The sequence below is a fragment of the Planococcus circulans genome, assembly GCF_020023385.1.
GTDB lineage: Bacteria > Bacillota > Bacilli > Bacillales_A > Planococcaceae > Planococcus.
The window spans coordinates 441,321-459,710 of sequence record NZ_JAIQCL010000001.1 but is presented as its reverse complement, the minus strand read 5'-3'; the positions used below and the strand labels follow the sequence as shown (position 1 = coordinate 459,710).

19 protein-coding genes are annotated in these 18,390 nt (G+C 45.6%); 16 read left to right on the top strand and 3 right to left on the bottom strand.

What is annotated here, in order from left to right:
• The first annotated feature begins 177 nt into the window (after nt 1-177).
• From K8U60_RS02355 to K8U60_RS02335, 5 genes are all read left to right on the top strand, one after another.
• The gene (locus K8U60_RS02355; RefSeq protein ID WP_223633814.1) at nt 178-975 is read left to right on the top strand and encodes a TerC family protein; all 798 of its coding nucleotides are present in this window, start codon (nt 178-180) and stop codon (nt 973-975) included.
• Between the two features lie 214 nt (nt 976-1,189).
• On the top strand, nt 1,190-1,936 hold the full coding sequence (gene sigI / locus K8U60_RS02350) for an RNA polymerase sigma-I factor (RefSeq protein ID WP_223633811.1): 747 nt from the start codon (nt 1,190-1,192) through the stop codon (nt 1,934-1,936).
• Nucleotides 1,936-3,219: an anti-sigma-I factor RsgI family protein gene (locus K8U60_RS02345; RefSeq protein WP_431466065.1), complete on the top strand. Its 1,284-nt coding sequence runs from the start codon at nt 1,936-1,938 to the stop codon at nt 3,217-3,219. The genes sigI and K8U60_RS02345 overlap by 1 nt, the downstream gene beginning before the upstream one ends.
• A 258-nt stretch (nt 3,220-3,477) precedes the next feature.
• The gene (locus tag K8U60_RS02340; protein WP_223633805.1) at nt 3,478-4,827 is read left to right on the top strand and encodes a TrkH family potassium uptake protein; all 1,350 of its coding nucleotides are present in this window, start codon (nt 3,478-3,480) and stop codon (nt 4,825-4,827) included.
• A 78-nt stretch (nt 4,828-4,905) separates the two neighbouring features.
• A complete protein-coding gene (locus K8U60_RS02335) occupies nt 4,906-5,349 on the top strand; it encodes a MarR family winged helix-turn-helix transcriptional regulator (RefSeq protein WP_223633802.1) in 444 nt (147 codons plus the stop codon).
• 65 nt (nt 5,350-5,414) lie between these two features.
• Here K8U60_RS02335 and K8U60_RS02330 read toward each other — a convergent pair whose 3' ends face one another.
• Complete coding sequence (locus K8U60_RS02330; RefSeq protein WP_223633799.1) at nt 5,415-6,077, bottom strand: hypothetical protein; 663 nt, start codon at nt 6,075-6,077, stop codon at nt 5,415-5,417.
• Between the two features lie 59 nt (nt 6,078-6,136).
• Nucleotides 6,137-6,751, bottom strand: coding sequence for a CPBP family intramembrane glutamic endopeptidase (locus K8U60_RS02325; protein ID WP_223633796.1), 615 nt, complete (start codon nt 6,749-6,751; stop codon nt 6,137-6,139).
• Between the two features lie 221 nt (nt 6,752-6,972).
• Here K8U60_RS02325 and K8U60_RS02320 point away from each other — a divergent pair, with 221 nt between their 5' ends.
• The 5 genes from K8U60_RS02320 to K8U60_RS02300 all read left to right on the top strand — a co-directional run bounded on the left by K8U60_RS02320 (nt 6,973) and on the right by K8U60_RS02300 (nt 11,804).
• Nucleotides 6,973-7,161, top strand: coding sequence for a hypothetical protein (locus tag K8U60_RS02320; RefSeq protein WP_223633793.1), 189 nt, complete (start codon nt 6,973-6,975; stop codon nt 7,159-7,161).
• 29 nt (nt 7,162-7,190) lie between these two features.
• Nucleotides 7,191-8,126 (top strand): AAA family ATPase, encoded by a 936-nt coding sequence (locus K8U60_RS02315; RefSeq protein ID WP_223633791.1) that lies wholly within the window; start codon nt 7,191-7,193, stop codon nt 8,124-8,126.
• The gene (locus K8U60_RS02310; protein ID WP_223633786.1) at nt 8,127-9,281 is read left to right on the top strand and encodes a DUF58 domain-containing protein; all 1,155 of its coding nucleotides are present in this window, start codon (nt 8,127-8,129) and stop codon (nt 9,279-9,281) included.
• The gene (locus K8U60_RS02305; RefSeq protein ID WP_223633783.1) at nt 9,278-10,501 is read left to right on the top strand and encodes a hypothetical protein; all 1,224 of its coding nucleotides are present in this window, start codon (nt 9,278-9,280) and stop codon (nt 10,499-10,501) included. Before K8U60_RS02310 ends, K8U60_RS02305 begins: the two co-directional genes overlap by 4 nt.
• Nucleotides 10,502-10,943: 442 nt before the next feature.
• Nucleotides 10,944-11,804, top strand: a complete 861-nt coding sequence (locus tag K8U60_RS02300; protein ID WP_223633781.1) for an NAD(P)-dependent oxidoreductase — start codon at nt 10,944-10,946, stop codon at nt 11,802-11,804.
• Nucleotides 11,805-11,847: 43 nt separating this feature from the next.
• On the opposite strand, the gene K8U60_RS02295 is transcribed toward K8U60_RS02300, so the two are convergent.
• Nucleotides 11,848-12,309 carry a YkyB family protein gene (locus K8U60_RS02295; RefSeq protein ID WP_223633778.1) on the bottom strand — a complete coding sequence of 154 codons (462 nt, stop codon included), beginning with the start codon at nt 12,307-12,309 and terminating at the stop codon, nt 11,848-11,850.
• A 270-nt stretch (nt 12,310-12,579) separates the two neighbouring features.
• Between K8U60_RS02295 and fadH the strand changes: the two genes are divergently transcribed.
• The 6 genes from fadH to K8U60_RS02265 all read left to right on the top strand — a co-directional run bounded on the left by fadH (nt 12,580) and on the right by K8U60_RS02265 (nt 18,326).
• A complete protein-coding gene (fadH, locus tag K8U60_RS02290) occupies nt 12,580-13,347 on the top strand; it encodes a 2,4-dienoyl-CoA reductase (protein ID WP_223633774.1) in 768 nt (255 codons plus the stop codon).
• 102 nt (nt 13,348-13,449) lie between these two features.
• Nucleotides 13,450-13,893 (top strand): cyclic-di-AMP-binding protein CbpB, encoded by a 444-nt coding sequence (gene cbpB, locus K8U60_RS02285; RefSeq protein ID WP_223633772.1) that lies wholly within the window; start codon nt 13,450-13,452, stop codon nt 13,891-13,893.
• A gap of 180 nt (nt 13,894-14,073) precedes the next feature.
• A complete protein-coding gene (locus K8U60_RS02280) occupies nt 14,074-15,552 on the top strand; it encodes an MDR family MFS transporter (RefSeq protein WP_223633769.1) in 1,479 nt (492 codons plus the stop codon).
• Nucleotides 15,542-16,417 carry a LysR family transcriptional regulator gene (locus K8U60_RS02275; protein WP_223633766.1) on the top strand — a complete coding sequence of 292 codons (876 nt, stop codon included), beginning with the start codon at nt 15,542-15,544 and terminating at the stop codon, nt 16,415-16,417. Before K8U60_RS02280 ends, K8U60_RS02275 begins: the two co-directional genes overlap by 11 nt.
• A gap of 67 nt (nt 16,418-16,484) precedes the next feature.
• A complete protein-coding gene (gene dapD / locus K8U60_RS02270; protein WP_223633763.1) occupies nt 16,485-17,198 on the top strand; it encodes a 2,3,4,5-tetrahydropyridine-2,6-dicarboxylate N-acetyltransferase in 714 nt (237 codons plus the stop codon).
• A 12-nt stretch (nt 17,199-17,210) separates the two neighbouring features.
• Nucleotides 17,211-18,326, top strand: a complete 1,116-nt coding sequence (locus K8U60_RS02265; protein ID WP_223633760.1) for an N-acetyldiaminopimelate deacetylase — start codon at nt 17,211-17,213, stop codon at nt 18,324-18,326.
• The last annotated feature ends 64 nt before the right edge of the window (nt 18,327-18,390 follow it).

Genomic DNA, 18,390 nt, shown 5'->3' with positions numbered 1-18,390 from the left:
CAATACACTTTGACTTTCAGTCAAGGGGGAGTAGCTATAGGGAAACCTATTTCACAGTCGTCAATACATGGTTAGTAGCCATCGGTTGTGATAGCAAACGAATTTTGCTTAGCGAGACCTTTGCCTTTATTTAGGCGGAGGTCTTTTTTGGTGGCAAAAATAGGAGGAGAAAGCGGAATGGAAGCAATTTTATTGGAGTATGCCTGGGTCCTATTGGTATTAGTTGGACTTGAAGGGCTACTGGCTGCAGATAATGCAGTGGTAATGGCAGTAATGGTTAAGCATTTACCGAAAGAGCAACAGAAGAAAGCATTGTTTTATGGATTGGTAGGAGCTTTCGTCTTCCGCTTTGCAGCATTATTCATGATTACACTGTTAGTTAATATTTGGCAGATCCAAGCACTTGGAGCAGCTTATCTATTGTTTATTTCAATCAAGAGCATATATGATCAGCGCAAAGGGGATACAGACGAGATTCTTGAAGGCGTGGATGCAAAACCTGAGAAAAAAGGTTCAAGTTTTTGGATGACCGTATTGAAAGTGGAGTTGGCCGATATTGCATTTGCCATCGACTCAATGCTGGCAGCGGTTGCGTTGGCAGTAACCTTGCCGCATTTGACTGTCTTCAATATGGAAGATATAGGCGGCATTAACTCAGGCCAGTTTATGGTCATGCTTGCCGGTGGATTGATCGGAGTAATCATCATGCGATTTGCAGCACATAAATTTGTGCAATTGCTTGAAAAATACCCACAGCTCGAAACAGCAGCTTTTGTTATTGTTGGATGGGTCGGCGTGAAATTATTGGTCATGACTTTATCCCACGAAAATGTCGGGATTCTGCCACACGATTTCCCACACTCAACACCATGGACATTAATCTTCTGGACAGTACTCCTTGGCATCGTTGTAGTTGGAGGAATTCTCGGAGTCAAACAGAATAAAGAACAGGTTAAGGAGCAGGAAGTTAAATAAGAGCGTGTTCCTGTAAGGAAAAACTAAAAAAGGTGCATTGAATCCAATTCAATGTACCTTTTTTCTATAGACTTTTAAGAAGTCGAATCGGCTACCCACAAAAGAACCATTTTAAAAGCGAATAATGGTAAGAACAGAAAAACCTGCCTCTTTTCAATTGAATCCTTCAAAGTTACAATCAAGTAGGCAATGACTTTGAGAAGAGGTGAGTGGTGTGCTTTTAACTTCATTGGGTGGGCGATTTGGACGTATCGAAAAATCCAATGCTGAAATATTGGTAATACAAGCTCAGGACGGTGATGAGCAGGCTTTGCATGACTTGCTTTTTTCCTATTCACCCTTTATGAAAAAGACGGCATCACAAGTATGCAAACGATTTATCGACGATCATGATGATGAATACAGTGTGGCGCTTTCTGCTTTTAACGAAGCTGTGCAAAAGTTTGACCATACCAATAATGCTTCATTTCTGACATTTGCCCACATGGTCATCCGTAGGCGTGTCATTGATTTTATACGCAAGGAAAGCCGCCGGGACGAATTCAGCCATGATTTCATGCCGGCAGCAGAGCCGGAAACGCATAATGGCATAGCAGATTATGCCGCTTCCGAAGCATACGACACCAATCAGCAGAACCAGAAAAGACGGGAGGAAATCGCTTTATACGAAGAGATTCTCCGGGAATTCGGCTTGTCCTTTCAGGAACTGGTTAAAGTGTCGCCAGCTCATCAGGATGCACGCATCACTTCCATCCAGATTGCCCAATTGGTAGCTGAAACCGATGAATATAACCAATACTTATTGGAAAAGAGAAAATTGCCGATCAAGGAGATTGAAAAGTTGGTTAAGGTTTCACGAAAAACGATTGAACGCAATCGAAAGTACATAATCGCTATGGCGTTGCTGCAGATGAGCGATTTGCATTTTTTAAAAGATTATTTGAAGGGGCGGTTAAACTGATGCGGAGACAATCGGGAATATGCATAGAACTGAATCAGGACCGCTCCATTTTTCTGATGGCAAATGGCCGGTTCATCAAAGGGACGCCTGCAGGGAATCCGTCAATAGGAGAAGAAGCTTCTTTTTATCCATACGAAAAAAAACCGGCAGTTCGCTGGCAGCCGATTATGGCACCTGTAATCGCGGCAGTGGCTGCTTTGGTTCTGTTTATGTCTGGTTTGGTATCACCTGCTGAAGAAGCTTTCGGCTATGTACAGGTTCAAATCAACCCCGGTGTTGAACTGGGGATCAATGACCAGTATGAAGTGGTATCGATTCGTGAATTGAACAGTGACGGACACGAGTTGATTCATCAACTGGATGATTGGAAAAATGACTCCCTGTTAGATGTGCTGAGCCGCGTTTTTGAAATAGCGGTGACAGACCAGACAGAACAAATTACGATTACGGCAGTTGAAGAAGATGACAGTGACTTTGACAAGGCTATCAAGAAAGTTGTTCTTGCGGTTTCTTCAGATGCGAAAAATAAGCAAATGGCAATTCAGATGAAGGAAGCCACAAAGGCGCAATGGCGTCAATCAAGAGAAGATCACGTCCCTGTTGGACAAATGATCAAAAAAACCGAAACCTTGAAAATCCAGCAGCAGCCTGATGTGCGGAAATCGGGGGAAGAGGCCGAGGCCGTAACGGTGCCAAAAGAAAACAAAGCGGTCAATGAGCAAAAACCGCCAACCAATAATAACGGAAAGAATCATGAGAAAGAAACAAAGAATACCAAGCCGGCAGATAAAAACAAGACAATTCCTCCAAGAGGTGAGAAGAAACCAGCTCCGCCTGCAGCAGAAAAGAAACAAAACAATCCATCACCAAAAACAGAGCAGCAAAAAACACAGAAGCCAAACAGGAAAGCTGAAGAGCCTGCAGCCAAAACCGAAAAAGCTCCTCCTGTAAAAACGGAGGAAAAGAACAATTCAAACAAGCCTGCTCCAAAAGAAAAACCTGCTGAGAAAAAAGAAAAGAACCCAGCAGAACACAAAGAAAAGAATCCGTCAGAGAACAAAGCTCGCCCAAACAATGAAGCGCCAGGACAGCAAAAGAAGAAGGATACCCCAGCAGCCAGCAATAATTCCATTCATAAAACCGAACCTCGACCTTCAATGGATCAAGAGAAGAAAGACAGCCAGGCTCCCGATCACAGCAGTAAAGATGAAAAACAAGATCAGAAGCAAAGTGGGAACTCTTCGAAGCCACAAAATGAACAAGGAAATAAAGAGAAAGAGTAGAAGTGAATCTTCTGCTCTTTTCCTTTTTACCTATTCATAGAAGAAAGGGATTTTCTTTTTTACCGCTCAGATGGACGAAACTACACAGAAATTGAGCAAAGTGATAGGAGGTCCATCAAGTACATATCCCTGCTCTATCGGCTTATAGCAATTGAAGCCCATTTGTTCTTCTTAAATAGATTTTCGATTTCTCTTTCTTTTTGTCTATTCTTTTCATAGAATGGGGAGAGAGTAAACGCTGAAGGGAATCAATGTCTTATGAATAAATCATTTCAAAAAGTACGGAATCTGACACCTGCCCAGGCAATAGTTTCGTATTATTTTGTGGCAATTGCAGTTTCCTTCTTATTATTGAGGTTACCGAATGTCCATAAACCAGGGATGACCATCCCCTTAATCGACAGCCTCTTTACGGCAGTCAGTGCTGTGAGTGTAACAGGTTTAACTGTCATCAATGTTGTCGAAACCTACACGGTATTTGGCATTGTCGTTCTAATGGTGATTTTGCAGCTGGGCGGCATTGGCATCATGTCCATCGGAACGTTTTTTTGGCTCCTTGTCGGGAAGCGAATTGGCTTGCGTGAACGCCAACTGATCATGGTTGACCATAACCAATCGAGCATGGCGGGTGTGGTCAAGCTGATCCGTGAAATCGTCAAGATCCTGCTGCTGATCGAAGCAGTGGGGGCTCTTATTCTGACGATTTATTTCACGCAGTTTTTTCCGACGTTCCAGGAAGCTTTGCTCCATGGCGTGTTTGGATCAGTAACTGCGACAACGAACGGCGGATTTGATATTACAGGAGAATCATTGATGCCTTATTTCAATGATTATTTCGTGCAAATCATCAATATGATCCTCATCATTTTAGGAGCGATCGGTTTCCCGGTACTGATTGAAGTAAAAGAGTTTCTGTCAAACAAACAAAAGTATTTCCGATTCTCTTTATTTACCAAAATCACCACAAGCATATTCGCTATTTTGCTGGCGGTCGGAACAGTCGGCATCCTATTGCTGGAATCCTTCCGTGCCTTTAAAGGGATGAGCTGGCACGAATCTGCATTCGCGGCAATTTTCCATTCGGTTTCTTCCCGTTCCGGTGGATTGGTGACAGTGGATATCACACAATTCAGTGATGCAACAAATGTCTTCATGAGTGCGTTGATGTTCATCGGTGCTTCTCCAAGTTCGGCAGGAGGAGGAATTCGGACAACGACTTTTGCAATCGCCATCCTCTTTTTGATTAATTTTGCGCGCGGGAAAAACACCATTCAAATTTTTAAGCGGGAAATTGAATTGATTGATGTTTTCCGATCATTTGCTGTCATTTTTCTGGCATTTTTCATGGTACTCGTCGCAACCATCGCCTTGCTCATCACTGAGCCCCAAGCGACAATCGTAGAAGTTATTTTTGAAATCACTTCTGCTTTCGGAACTTGTGGAATGTCGCTGGGGATAACAGGTGATTTGTCGTCTACCGGAAAGGTCATCATCATGGCCTTAATGTTTGTGGGGCGTGTAGGGTTGATCTCATTCCTTTTCACAATTGGCGGGAAAACAGACCCGACCAAATTCCATTACCCGAAAGAGCGCGTAATCATCGGTTAAATCCTGGAAGATGTTATTTTGATGGAAAAAGACTATAATTAGTGTAATGCAGCTTAAACAGTGGAAAGAGTGAATCGGATGAATGAAGATATTAAACAATCGCTGAAATTATTTATCGTGTTGTCGCGTGCGCATAAAGCAATTACCGAACAAACCAATCAGTTTTTTCAAGCAAGTGGAGTAAATCCTACTGAATTTGCTGTTTTGGAGCTTTTATACCATAAAGGCAAGCAGCCGCTCCAAAAAATAGGGGGCAAAATCCTGTTGGCGAGCGGCTCCATCACGTATGTCATCGATAAGCTTGAAAAACGCGGTTATATCACACGCGTCAATTGTCCGAATGACCGCCGCGTGACCTATGCGGAAATATCGGAACAGGGAAAAGAATTCATGGCTCAGATTTTTCCGGAGCACGAAAAGAAATTGCATGAATTAACAGAAGCACTGTCAAGTGAAGAAAAAGAACAAGCCATTGAATTGATGAAGAAATTGGGCTTGTCGATTAAAGACCTATCCTATTGAACAAAGCAAAAAGGCCATCCGAACATCGGATGGCCTTTTTCTATAAGCTATAATCACTTGGTTTTTTATTGTTCCAAGGATTCGATGGTTTTTCCCATGGCGATAAAATCTTCAGTAGCATTGACCGTGCTGTCATCAAAAATAGTCAGGCGCACGATCAGGTTCTCTTTTTCATAGACGATGCCGGTTACGGTGCCTTCAGCACTTGGTACTTTATAGGCTGCAGATTGGGTGAAATCTGATCCATCGAAATCCGTAACTTCCACAGGCTGTTCGTCGGGATTAACCGCCTGAAGGGTTTGTCGCATGTTTTCTTCGGCCGAAGCAAAATCAGTTTCTTCAGGAGTGAATGTCTCGATCCGCATGAAGACAGCTGAATTGTCGGATACATACAATGCATCTTTGCCCGGTTCTTCGGCAGATAGCTCGTAGCCATCAAGAACGGTTAATTCATAGTTTTGCTCTTCGCTCTGGGTCAGGCTACCGGCAAGTTCAGATTCAGGTTCTTCAGTCTCTTCACCTGCAGCGGTTTCTTCTTCGGTATCTTCAGTGTCTTCCACGGCCTCTTCAGCGAAAACACTGTCATCCGTTTCTTCTTCCACTACTTCTTCGGCAGCTTCTTCAGGAGCTGTTCCTGTGTTTTCCTCTGCAGTATCTGGAGATCCGCAGGCAGCAAACAACATACCAATCGTCAGAATGGATGAACCTAAAAATAAATGCTTCTTCATAAAAAAATTCCTCCTATCGGTTTGTCTAGTAGACGTTTCGGAAGGAGGAATGTTTCATCTTAAACAGGTAATGGCAAAACCAGGAACAGCAGGACGATCATGACCAAGTGAGCGACGATGATGACCGGCAGACTTCTTTTCCATTCGTAGAGCAGTCCCAGAATCAGGCCAGCTGCTATTCCAGCACCTACTCCGGGCCAAAACCCGCCTAATGCCAATGCAGAACCGAACAGTACAGAACTGATCAGCACTGCCACTGGAGTGGAGACATACTGTTTCAGTTTCTGTTGAACCAGCCCACGCCAAAAAACTTCTTCACCGGGAACGATGATGAACATCAATAAGAGGTAATGCCAAATCGAGACAGGTGCAAAAGCAGTTAGAAAGCTTTCGACAGATCCCGTGATATTTAAGGGAACCAGTTGCAGCAATTGAAATCCAACCGCAATGAGTCCATAAAGAAGTGTTCCGTAGCCTAAGCCATAGATCAATGTTTTCCAAGTGACGAGCTCATCGAATATTTTAACGAATACTATAGCGAGAGACATTAAAATCAGCATTGCAAAGGTGTACATATACCAAAAGATGGCGGTATTTTCAAAGGCCAAATTATACAAAAAGAAAGCCAGGGGCAGCATCAAAATCAAGGGATGCTGTTTTAAAAAGTTGATCATGTAAATCCTCCTAAAAATAAAAGCCGAAGCCCCGCTTCAGTAACGGCATTAAGGGCATAGATGTCCGCCTTGTTATCTTGCTGTATACTATTGCCTAGTACAGATTCTCGGAATCTGTCTGAAGGTGGCTCCTCATAATGCTTGCCGAATGGGATATTTATCATTCGTTTAGTATTATAACAGAAGGAGTTATTAAAACTAAGGCAAAAGGAGAACAATTCATGACTGACTACAACCAGCAACTCGAAGATTTAAAAAATGGGGAAATCGAATCCATTACCATCGAGAAAGAAGATTTCCTGGATTTCCGGACAGTGTTGATCGCGCGTGAGGATTTCAAGCATTTCAGAGGAACCGCCTATCACCACGGCATCACTGTCTATACGTACACAGAAGAACCGTCTAAATAATAGTGGATCACAAAAGCGGAGGGGATAAGGTGGAGAAGTTAACACAAGTCAAAACACAGTTAAATGAATTGGTGGTCGGCAGGGGAAAAGAGATTGACTTCATGCTGATCGCTTTGATTCAAGGGGGGCATGTCTTGCTTGAAAGTGTGCCGGGTTCAGGCAAGACATGGATGGCTAAGGCGTTTGCTGGTTCATTTTCCGGCCAGTTTCAGCGAATTCAATTCACACCGGATGTGTTGCCGTCAGACGTGACAGGAATCCGGTTTTTTAATCCCAAAACCCAGGAATTCGAATTGCGGCCGGGGCCGGTACAAACCAATTTGCTGCTGGCTGACGAAATCAACCGTGCGACCCCACGGACGCAGTCAAGCCTGCTGGAATCCATGGAAGAGAAACAGGCGACCATCGACGGAGAGACCGTTCAATTGCCGGATCCGTTCATTGTCATCGCTACACAAAACCCCGTGGAATCCCAGCAGGGAACATTTCCTCTGCCCGCTGCCCAATTGGACCGTTTTCTGTTCCGCTTGGAAATCGGTTATCCGGAGTATGAAGAAGAACTAGCCATCATCCGCAACTTCCGGGATAATGTTTCGCACAAAAAAGAAATTCTTCCTGTCGCATCAGCAGAAGACGTCAGAACGTGGCATAGTGAGGCTGGAAGAATAGCGGTGCACGAAGACATCGAAACTTATATTTTAGCGCTTGTGCGGGCAACTCGTGAACATCCAGCCATTGAACTCGGATTGAGTTCCCGTGCAGCCCTGGCCCTTGTACACGCAGCTCAAGGGAGGGCATTCATTGAAGGGCGCAATTTTGTGACGCCGGATGATGTCAAATACATACTTGAACCTGTTGCAGTCCATCGTCTGATGCTCACGGCCGAAGGAATGCTTGTCCATGAACCTTCAACTATCTTACAGGAAATCTCGAAATCAGTGGCTTCACCAGTAGAGGCAGTATAGATGGTGTGGATACGCCATGATCACGATACGAAAAACATGAAATGGGTAATGGGGCTTTTAATGGTCCTGTTCTTTATCGCTATGGCATTTCTGCAATTTACAGCTGCTGCTGCAATCGTTTTTGTCCTGGCAGTAATCAGTCTGCAGATGCTTTACTTTAAGCATGTCGGCAAGAAGCTGGCTTTTCAAAACGATCGAATACGCAGGCGCGTACTTCACGGAGGAGATTCTTCCTGGCAGTTGGTTTTTAAAAATGACGGAATGCCGATTTGGGGCGGTCAACTGAAAATATGGTTTCACAACGCCGTAGAACCCAAAGGCACAAAAATTACGAGCTATGGAGATCTGGTGGAGATGGATTTGCCTTTTACCATCGGCAGAAATCAGACGGTTGAAATTGAAGTGCCCATCACGGGAGAAAGAAGAGGCGTATCACGCATCAAGAAAATGGAAGTGTTGATTCCTCATCCATTTGGAGAAGGCAGCATAACGTTAGAATACCAGCCGACGATTCTGCACGAACAGCTGGTATTTCCGAAACTTCGGAAATCCCCTTTTCGATATGCTCCGTCCCGCCACAAACCGGGTCAATTCAATTTACAGCATTCCTTATTCGATGATGCGTTTCAGCCGATCGGTACACGTGATTATGTATCGACTGATCAATTCAATCAAATTCATTGGAAAGCCAGTGTCAGAATGCAAAACTACCAGACAAAGATATTTTCCCGGGTGGCCAACGAGTCGATGCTTTTTGCACTGAACATCTCCACGCTTTACGGAACTATCCACAATATGGAGGAGCGGATTGAAGAATTGGCATCTTATATTGAGAACTGCTTCACTACGGGAGTGCCTTACGCAATTGCGGTAAACATCCGCTCAGCTGGGAAGATGCCTTATTTGTATTTAGCGGCAGGCCAGGGGCAAAAACAACGGCAACAAGCTCTGGAGCTGTTGTCGGTCATATCGAAAAACAGTTCAACGCTTCCTTACCGTACGATGCTTGGCCATTTGGACATGCACACAGAACTGCCGTATACGACCTATTTATTGACCGATGAACCGCAGGAAGCAACGCGCTTCATCACAATATGGAGCAGCCGAACGGAATTGACAGTCGTGCGGAACAGAAAGGAACGTGATCCGGCATGACGGGACGTTTGCTACCGGCCATTCATTTTATGTTTGAGGCATTCATCGTTTCGCTGGTTCTGGTGTTTGTTTCAACGAATGCAGCTTTACCGGTGCTGTGGAACTGGCTGTTGGCATCAGTGGCGATCTCGTGTATCGCCTATTTCCTGTTTTCAAAATCCATCTATCGGCTATCTTGGATGATTGGAATTTGCCTTGTTGCTGCTGGAGGTATGTGGGGAGCAGGTGTACCACTGTGGCTGGCTGCAATTTTAGGGATGCTGGCTATTTACCTGATGCATGCACGTTATTCAACCAATGCTGATGAATTTAACGATGACCATCATTTCCTGATGAAGTTTGTACTGGTTTTCAGTATCTGCTGGGTTCTTCTCTTGGTGAATCCAGACCAGCAGACAAGCCGGTTGCTGTTCACACTTGTGCCTGCAGCGGTGCTGTTCTACGTGGCAGCCCAATTGTTGTCCCGTTATTTCCAGTCAGCGGCAGATGGCGCACGATTCAGCCAAGCAGCCGGAGCCTTTGGTATTGTAGCCGGAGCCTCTGCCATAGCGGCAATCAGCACCCTCTTTTTCGCGGATGAAGTTCGAAAGTTTGTGGGAGTGGTACTCGGTGGCGCTATCCAGCTCCTGTTTTGGCCGCTCGCGCTTTTGCTGGAGCAGGTTAGTGAATTTTTGTCGGGATTATCGACAGAAGAAGAGGTGCAGGAAACCATAGACAAGATCGGACCTGACGAAGAGTCGGTTCGTGAAGATGCTGCTGTGGGTGAGGCGATTTCAGCGGATTTTCCGGTTGAGATCCTGTTGGGCTTTGTAGTTCTGGCTTGCGCGATTGCACTGGTAATATGGATGAGGAAGATAAGGCCGGATTCCCGAATACCGGATCAAGAGGCTAAAGCCTCGATTAAAAGATACAGTCATACATCTGCTGAACAGCCTGTCGAAACGCCGGATCCTACTTATGGACAAAGCCTGGAACTGCATCAGGTCAGAGAAGTTTTTCGAGGGCTTGAGCAGATGGCAAAGGGCCATGGCAAGGAACGGCAGAAGTATGAAACGGTTCGGGAGTGGGTGGCGCGCATGCAATGGGAGGTGCCGGAGTCTTTCTACAAGACCTATGATCAGGTCCGGTATGGCGATAAGCGATTGCCGGATACTCAGGCAACGCAATTCATCGATGAAATCGAAAAAATAAAAGGGAAATATTTAAAAGAAAATGTTTAAAGTGTTTACAGGAAGGGCATAGTATACTTGAACACAGCAACATTCTCATTTCCCCCTTTTGTGGTCGGTCCGTTTTACGGGTCGGCTTCTTTTTTTTGTTTTGGAAGAGCTGGGCGCTTACGCTTTTCTGTATTTAGACTCCAGCAGCCAGCCCCTCGAGTCGCTTCAGCCTTACCAGCAATGGCTGAAGAACGCCATTACCGGAAAGGCGTCCAGCGCTAGTCGGGGCTAAACAGCAGCTTACGCTTTTCTGTATTTAGACTCCAGCAGCCAGCCCCTCGAGTCGCTTCAGCCTTACCAGCAATGGCTGAAGAACGCCATTACCGGAAAGGCTTCCAGCGCTAGTCGGGGCTAAACAGCTGCTTACGCTTTTCTGTTTTAAAAGTGAATATCCCAAAGATTTTTGCTAAACTGAAGATAAATACAAAAGGAGGAAATACATATGAAGCTCGGATTTATTGGAACGGGAGTCATGGGCAATAGCCTGGTCAAACATTTACTGGACCACGAGCATGAAGTCTCCATTTACACGCGGACGGCTAAAAAAGCAGAGAATTTGGTTGAAGCAGGGGCTATACTGGTGGATTCGCCTAAACAAGTAGCTGAAAATTGCGAAGTCATTTTTACGATGGTCGGCTATCCGTCTGATGTTGAAGAAGTGTATTTCGGTGACAAAGGCATCCTTCAACATGCGAAATCAGGTTCTGTACTGGTGGACATGACCACTTCCAAGCCGCAACTGGCACAAAGAATTTTTGAAGCTGCTGCTGAAAAAGGGCTTCATGCACTGGATGCACCTGTGTCCGGAGGGGATATCGGGGCCAGAAACGGCGTTTTGTCCATTATGGTCGGAGGAGAAAAAGATATTTTTAAACAAATTTCCCCCATCCTGAATCTCTTCGGTGAAAATATTGTTTTTCAAGGTCCGGCAGGCTCGGGACAGCATACCAAAATGTGCAATCAGATCACCATCGCCAGTAATATGGTCGGTGTCTGTGAATCGCTGATCTACGCAAAAAAAGCTGGGCTCGATCCAGAGCGGGTTCTGCGCTCCATTTCCACAGGGGCAGCGGGTTCATGGTCACTCTCTAATTTGGCGCCAAAGATGATCAATGAAGATTTTCGTCCCGGCTTTTACATCAAGCATTTCATCAAAGATATGAAAATCGCAGCCGAAGAAGCCGAGAGTTGGGGGTTAGAACTTCCGGGTCTTAAGTTGTCGTTGAAAATGTATGAACAATTAGCGGCTCAAGGTTACGAAGACAAAGGGACGCAAAGCTTGATCCGGCAATACGAGGCATAAGAAAAGCCGGAAACCTGTACAGGTTTCCGGCTGAAGATCAACGTCAATCGAAATAGGATTTTTTAGGCGAATAAAACCGGTCAACTTGCCGAGGTTGATAAGATTTAGTGAAATTGGAAGCTGCTGCTTCTTTTTTCTGTGGTTCCAATCCAGTCAGAGTGCGCAAAATTTCTTTTGCCACTTTCAAGTTCATGCGGCTTGGAGGATTGCGGTACGTATCATCCAGATGGCCTAAATGGTCCAGTGACGAGAAATCTTCTTTTTTCGGGAGCATATGAAAATAGTAATTGCCGCATTTTACGAGGACTGAAGATTGTTGTTGACTTTTCTGAGGGTTTTTACTGAAGTGCAGACCGATTTTTTGTGCACGCTCCTGCTCGATCATCATATTTAAGGCTTGTTTCTTCAAAGCATACAAATAGTGGTTGTCGGGAGCGGTTTTTGCATGCCGGTTAACCGTGAAAATGGCTTGCGCGATATCTGAATCTGATTTTGAAGCTGGCATGAACTCATTCCTTTCATACGAATAGTGGTTAGTTCGACTTTATCATATCAAAATTTGCAGGGACTGTATACCGATGTGGCATATGCGATAGAAGGGGAAATCAGCGGTTTTGTAGAACTCTACTAGGTAAGGTGAACAAAAGGAAATACCTTTTAGACACCGCTTCATCTGGCTATGGACGGTCGGGCTTTAAGAAGCAGTCTTTCGAAATTCTGGCAGATGGAGAATTAGGATTTAAAAGTTATAGTCTAACTCAAAGGGGATGTTTGTATGTTCACGGATCAAACGATTATTGTTACAGGTGGCTCAAGTGGAATGGGGCTACATATGGCGAAAAAATTCGCTTCTGAAGGGGCCAATGTCGTCATAACGGGACGCGATATGGAAAAATTGAACGAAGCTGTGAAAGCGATTACAGGAGAGCGTGGTTCGGTAGAAGTGTTCCAAATGGATGTACGGGAACCTGAACATGCCAAAGCGATGGTGAAGTTCGCCCATGATAAATTCGGCAGGGTGGACGGACTGGTCAACAATGCGGCCGGAAACTTTATCGTCCATGCGGAAAAATTGTCACCCAATGGCTGGAAATCAGTCATTGATATTGTTTTGAATGGAACCTTCTTCTGTTCCCATGCCGTCGGCAATTATTGGATTGAAAATGGCACAAAGGGCAATATCCTGAATATGCTTGCCACGTATGCCTGGAATGCTGGAGCTGGTGTTGCGCACTCCGCAGCAGCAAAAGCGGGGGTCATGTCATTGACGCGGACGCTCGCTGTCGAATGGGGAACGCAGTTCGGCATCCGGGTCAACGGCATAGCGCCAGGCCCGATCGAGCGGACGGGTGGAGCCGATAAACTGTGGGAATCCGAGAAGGCGGCGAAACGGACGTTGGAATCGATTCCGCTGGGCAGACTCGGCAAACCAGAGGAAGTAGCGGAACTTGCAGCCTTCATCATGTCGGAAAAAGCCTCATACATGAACGGAGAAATCGTTACTTTGGACGGCGGCCAATGGCTGAATAAATTCCCTTTTTAAGACAATTTTCACAGCAATAAAATAGTTTCAGGAATCTTGATGTGTTATGATGAAATCTGAATGGTGGCATCTAATACAGGCGATGCAAAAGGAGTAGAGTACATGATTTCATTACCAAGCAGAGATTTTCTTGATACACCAATCGAAGACTATATCATTTCTTCCGAAAAAGTTGCACATGTTCAGATGGGCAACAGTGCTGAACATGCATTGCTTGTACTGACGAAAACGGGCTATTCAGCAATCCCGGTGTTGGATTCGAAATACCGCTTTTGCGGCTTGATCAATGCACAACGGATTACTGATGCAATTCTAGGGATGGATCATATAGAATACGAGCGGCTTTCTGATATCCGCGTGGAAGATATCATGGAAAAAGATCTGCCCCTGATCCACATCAACGAACGTTTTCAAAAAGCACTTGATATGGTCATCAATCAAAACTTTCTTTGCGTCATAGACGATGAAGAAATGTTTATGGGCATTTTGACGCGTCGTGTGGTGTTGAAGCAGTTGAAAAAACAAATTTATCAGTTGAAAAGATAATTGCAGCAATAGTGGAGAAGGCCTCGTTTTGGGGCCTTCTTTATGCTTTGGAGCTTAGGGCATTTCTGTTCTTCAATTAGACGGATTCCAGCGTTCAACGCAATAAGCCCATTCTGGCTGTGGCTCCAATCTGCAAGGACGTTTTCGCTTTCTATTGTCAGTTGAAAAGAGGTTTAGTGAATGGATAAAACAAAAAGGCCGCTGGTATTGATTTCTGTCATGTTGGCGATGTTCGTCAGTGCAGTCGAAGCCACAATCGTGTCGACTGCCATGCCAAGCATCGCTTCTGAGCTGGGCGGGTTTTCAAAATATAGTTGGGTATTCTCGGCTTATTTGTTGATGAGCACGGTGACGGTCTTATTATACGGGAAATTATCTGATCTATTTGGCCGTAAACGCATCTTTGCTGTCGGCATGCTGCTGTTTCTGTTCGGTTCGTTATTATGCGGCTTTGCCAACTCGATAGACGAATTGATATTCTACCGGTTTATTCAGGGAATGGGTGCTGGCGCAGTCATGCCGATTGCGACAACGATTGTCGGCGACATCTATTCCAGAGAAGAACGGGCGAAGATCCAAGGCTATCTATCAAGTGTCTGGGGAATTTCAGCTGTCACTGGGCCTGCAATCGGCGGGGTTCTGGTGGTGACCGTAGGATGGGAATATGTCTTCTGGCTGAACCTGCCGCTTGGCATCGTTTCGTTGCTTGGCGTCTTGCTGTTCTTGAAAGAGCCGGTAAATACAAAAAAACCGGTGATCGATTATAAAGGAGCTGCCTTATTGACGGCTGCTTTATCGACTATGCTGTATCTATTGGTGGAAGGAGGCGTATCGTTTGACTGGCTTTCCAGGCCATCCGTGATATTGCTTGCTGCCAGCCTGCTGTTTTTTGTGTTGTTCATTCGAGCAGAGAAGAAAGCCATCGATCCGATGATGCCTTTTGAAATTTGGCGAAATAAAACCATTCTTTATGCCAATCTGGTTTCTCTGGCAACCGGCGTCATTTTGATCAGCATCTCCAGCTATTTGCCCACTTATGTGACAGGCGTGATGGAACAGCCTGCAGCTATTGCAGGCTTTACGTTGACGGCCATGTCGATTGGTTGGCCTCTGGCTGCTTTTTTCTCCGGCAGGCTTCTGCTGAGCATCGGTTACTTCAAAACCTCTTTGGCTGGTGGATCTTTTCTGATAATAGGTAGCTTGTTGTTTGTTTTGATGCAGCCTGGTTTCGGTCCTTTATGGGCAGCTATGTCGAGCTTTTTTATCGGCGTTGGAATGGGCTTGACCAGCACGGCTTTTATCGTCACTATCCAAGCGTCTGTTTCCTATGAGCTGCGCGGATCGGCCACTGCTTCAAATATGTTCATGCGGAATCTGGGCAGTACGATTGGTGTCGCCTTGCTTGGCAGTATCCTGAACAGTTCGTTGCTTCGGTATTTCGCAGACAATGGCAGGAACTACTCCTTAAGCTCCATCAATGACTTATTGAGCATGGACAGCCGCGCGGGAATTTCAGCTGACGCGCTGGGCTTCCTGCAGCAGGCATTGGCTGGAGCACTTCAGAATGTATACCTGGTAACTGCATTTTTCGCGCTTCTCAGCTTTATTCTGATCCTTGGGCTGCGCGGACAAAAAGGAGTGAAGAGCAGTGTCAAATGAAGAACTGATCATTAAAGTACTGGCCGAAGAGGGGAATATGAGAAAAGCGGCAGAGCGTCTGTTTTTATCGCAGCCTGCTCTATCCCAGCGCCTTCAGACCATTGAAAAGGATTGGGGGCAGCAATTGTTTATCCGTTCGCAAAAAGGGCTGTCTCCGACACCTGCAGGGGAATTGGTCATTCAATATGCCAATGAAACGATTCTGCGAAAAGAAGAAGTGTTCGAAGTATTGCATACCTTGACTTCCAAAGTGCATGGCACTTTGAAGATTGCATGTGCGACGATTGTCGGCCAAAACTGGCTGCCAAAAGTGCTGAAGGATTTTGTGACGCTTTATCCGGAAGCGAAAATTCAACTGATCACTGGCTGGAGCTCGGAAATTGTCCGCTCGCTTTACGATGGCGAAGCCCATATCGGAATTGTGCGCGGCCATACCGACTGGAAAGGGCCAAAAATCCATCTATTCAAAGATACTTTGTATTTGGTGGACAAAGAAATACGGTCACTTGAAGAGCTTCTTCAGACAGAGCGTCCATTTATCCAGTTTAAAAGTGACTCGACTTATTACGAGGAAATTCAGCAATGGTGGCAAAAGCATTTTGCCTCCAATCCCAAACGGCAGATCACAGTGGATCAGATCGAAACCTGCAAACAGATGGCCGTCAATGGCATCGGCTATGCCATCCTTCCATCGATTACACTGACCGGTACAGAAGATGTCCACATGATGCCCTTGACGAACAACGAGGAAGAGCTTGAATTGACACGTGATACGTGGCTGATCGGCTACGAATCAGCCTTCCAGCTTCGTCAAGTAGAGGCATTTGTCGATATAGTCAAAAAACATGCCGCTTTATTAAGGTGAAGCGGATGAATTTTTATGCGATATCAGATATACTAACAGCATCACCTAATAGAAAGAGGTTTTATTGATGAAACAGATGGATGCAAACGAAATAATCTCGTACATACAAAATGCGAAAAAAGCTACACCGGTAAAAGCATACATAAAAGGGCAAGGCGTTGCTGATTTGGATTACGGCACGGATTCAAAAGTATTCGGTGAAGGCAGTTCAGTAACTGTTTTCGGTGAATGGACAGATATCCAAAAAGCATTGGAAGCCAATGCTTCTGTCATTGAAGATTCAGTGGTGGAAAATGACCGCAGAAATTCAGCGATTCCATTATTGGATATGAAGAACATCAACAGCCGGATCGAACCGGGTGCATTTATCCGTGAAAACGTTGAAATCGGCAATAACTGCATCATCATGATGGGTGCTGTCATCAACATCGGCTCTGTAATCGGAGACGGGACAATGATCGACATGGGCGTCATCATGGGCGGCCGTGCAACTGTCGGCAAAAACTGCCACATCGGAGCAGGCGCTGTACTCGCGGGCGTTATCGAGCCGGCATCAGCCACACCTGTCATCGTTGAAGATGATGTGATGATCGGGGCTAATGCAGTAGTGCTAGAAGGCGTTCGCATCGGCAAAGGAGCAGTAGTCGCTGCAGGAGCAATCGTTATTGAAGACGTTCCTGAAAACTCAGTAGTGGGCGGAACACCCGCGCGTGTACTGAAATTGATGGATGCGAAAACACGTGCAAAAACAGAAATCAAACAAGAACTAAGACAGCTGTAATCGGTGAACCCAATGGAATTAGTGAAAATCAGAAGAGATCTGCATCAGATTCCGGAAATTGGTTTTCAGGAAGTCAAAACACAGGCCTATCTATTGGAAGCCATTTCCCGGTTGCCTCAAGAGCGGCTGGAAGTGGTGGAATGGCGTACCGGCATCGCGGTTAAAGTGCGGGGCAGCCATCCCAAGAAACGGATTGGCTGGCGTACGGACATCGATGCTCTGCCGATCACAGAAGAGACTGGATTTGAATTCAAATCGATTCATCCTGGCTATATGCATGCCTGTGGACATGATGTCCATATGACTGTGGCACTCGGTTTGCTGGAAAAGCTGATTGACAAGCCCATCAAGGATGATGTCGTGATTTTGTTTCAGCCTGCAGAAGAAGGTCCAGGAGGAGCATTGCCATTTCGTGAATGGCTGAAAAATGACAAACCGGATTTTCTTCCGGACGTGATTTGTGCGCTGCATATTGCGCCTGAGCTGCCGGTCGGTACAGTCGGCACCCGGCCTGGTTTGCTGTTTGCCAATACGTCAGAGCTGTTTATCGATCTCCATGGAAAAGGCGGGCATGCAGCATACCCTCATTTGACGGAAGACATGGCTGTTGCAGCTGCCTCTCTGCTGATTCAGCTGCAGACCATTGTCAGCCGTAATGTCAACCCGATGGACTCTGCAGTACTGACAGTCGGCAAGATGAGTGCCGGAACGGTTCAGAATATCATTGCTGAACATGCGCGGTTGGAAGGGACGATCCGTACCTTGAACAGTGAATCCATGATTCATATGAAGCAGCGGATCGAAGCCATCTGCCGTGCAGTCGAGGAAGCCAACAACTGCAAGATCAGCATCGATTATGGTTCGAGCTATCTGGAAGTCAATAATGATGAGGAGTTGGCGGAAAAGTTTCTTCACTATGCCAGCAGTTCTGAAGTTATTGAAGCCATCCGCAGCGAGGCTGCCATGACAGGTGAAGATTTCGGTTATTTCACCGAGCAGCTGCCGGGACTGATGTTCTGGGCAGGCGTTTCATCCCCATACGGATTGCATCATGCAAAACTGGATCCGGATGAAAAAATCCTGAGCCTTATGCCGGACTTTATCCACGGATTCTTTTCTGAATTATAGGAACGGACAGCTCATGCTGTCTGTTCTTTTTTTTTTGCAAAAATAAAAAACTCAAAATTGGATT

What these genes read in the sequence shown, in the direction of transcription:
- K8U60_RS02355 (WP_223633814.1), top strand. Translation starts at nt 178, where the DNA reads ATGGAAGCAATTTTATTGGAGTATGCCTGGGTCCTATTGGTATTAGTT.
- K8U60_RS02345 (WP_431466065.1), top strand. Translation starts at nt 1,936, where the DNA reads ATGCGGAGACAATCGGGAATATGCATAGAACTGAATCAGGACCGCTCC.
- K8U60_RS02340 (WP_223633805.1), top strand. Translation starts at nt 3,478, where the DNA reads ATGAATAAATCATTTCAAAAAGTACGGAATCTGACACCTGCCCAGGCA.
- K8U60_RS02335 (WP_223633802.1), top strand. Translation starts at nt 4,906, where the DNA reads ATGAATGAAGATATTAAACAATCGCTGAAATTATTTATCGTGTTGTCG.
- K8U60_RS02330 (WP_223633799.1), bottom strand. Translation starts at nt 6,077, where the DNA reads ATGAAGAAGCATTTATTTTTAGGTTCATCCATTCTGACGATTGGTATG.
- K8U60_RS02325 (WP_223633796.1), bottom strand. Translation starts at nt 6,751, where the DNA reads ATGATCAACTTTTTAAAACAGCATCCCTTGATTTTGATGCTGCCCCTG.
- K8U60_RS02320 (WP_223633793.1), top strand. Translation starts at nt 6,973, where the DNA reads ATGACTGACTACAACCAGCAACTCGAAGATTTAAAAAATGGGGAAATC.
- K8U60_RS02310 (WP_223633786.1), top strand. Translation starts at nt 8,127, where the DNA reads ATGGTGTGGATACGCCATGATCACGATACGAAAAACATGAAATGGGTA.
- K8U60_RS02305 (WP_223633783.1), top strand. Translation starts at nt 9,278, where the DNA reads ATGACGGGACGTTTGCTACCGGCCATTCATTTTATGTTTGAGGCATTC.
- K8U60_RS02300 (WP_223633781.1), top strand. Translation starts at nt 10,944, where the DNA reads ATGAAGCTCGGATTTATTGGAACGGGAGTCATGGGCAATAGCCTGGTC.
- K8U60_RS02295 (WP_223633778.1), bottom strand. Translation starts at nt 12,309, where the DNA reads ATGCCAGCTTCAAAATCAGATTCAGATATCGCGCAAGCCATTTTCACG.
- fadH (WP_223633774.1), top strand. Translation starts at nt 12,580, where the DNA reads ATGTTCACGGATCAAACGATTATTGTTACAGGTGGCTCAAGTGGAATG.
- cbpB (WP_223633772.1), top strand. Translation starts at nt 13,450, where the DNA reads ATGATTTCATTACCAAGCAGAGATTTTCTTGATACACCAATCGAAGAC.
- K8U60_RS02280 (WP_223633769.1), top strand. Translation starts at nt 14,074, where the DNA reads ATGGATAAAACAAAAAGGCCGCTGGTATTGATTTCTGTCATGTTGGCG.
- dapD (WP_223633763.1), top strand. Translation starts at nt 16,485, where the DNA reads ATGAAACAGATGGATGCAAACGAAATAATCTCGTACATACAAAATGCG.
- K8U60_RS02265 (WP_223633760.1), top strand. Translation starts at nt 17,211, where the DNA reads ATGGAATTAGTGAAAATCAGAAGAGATCTGCATCAGATTCCGGAAATT.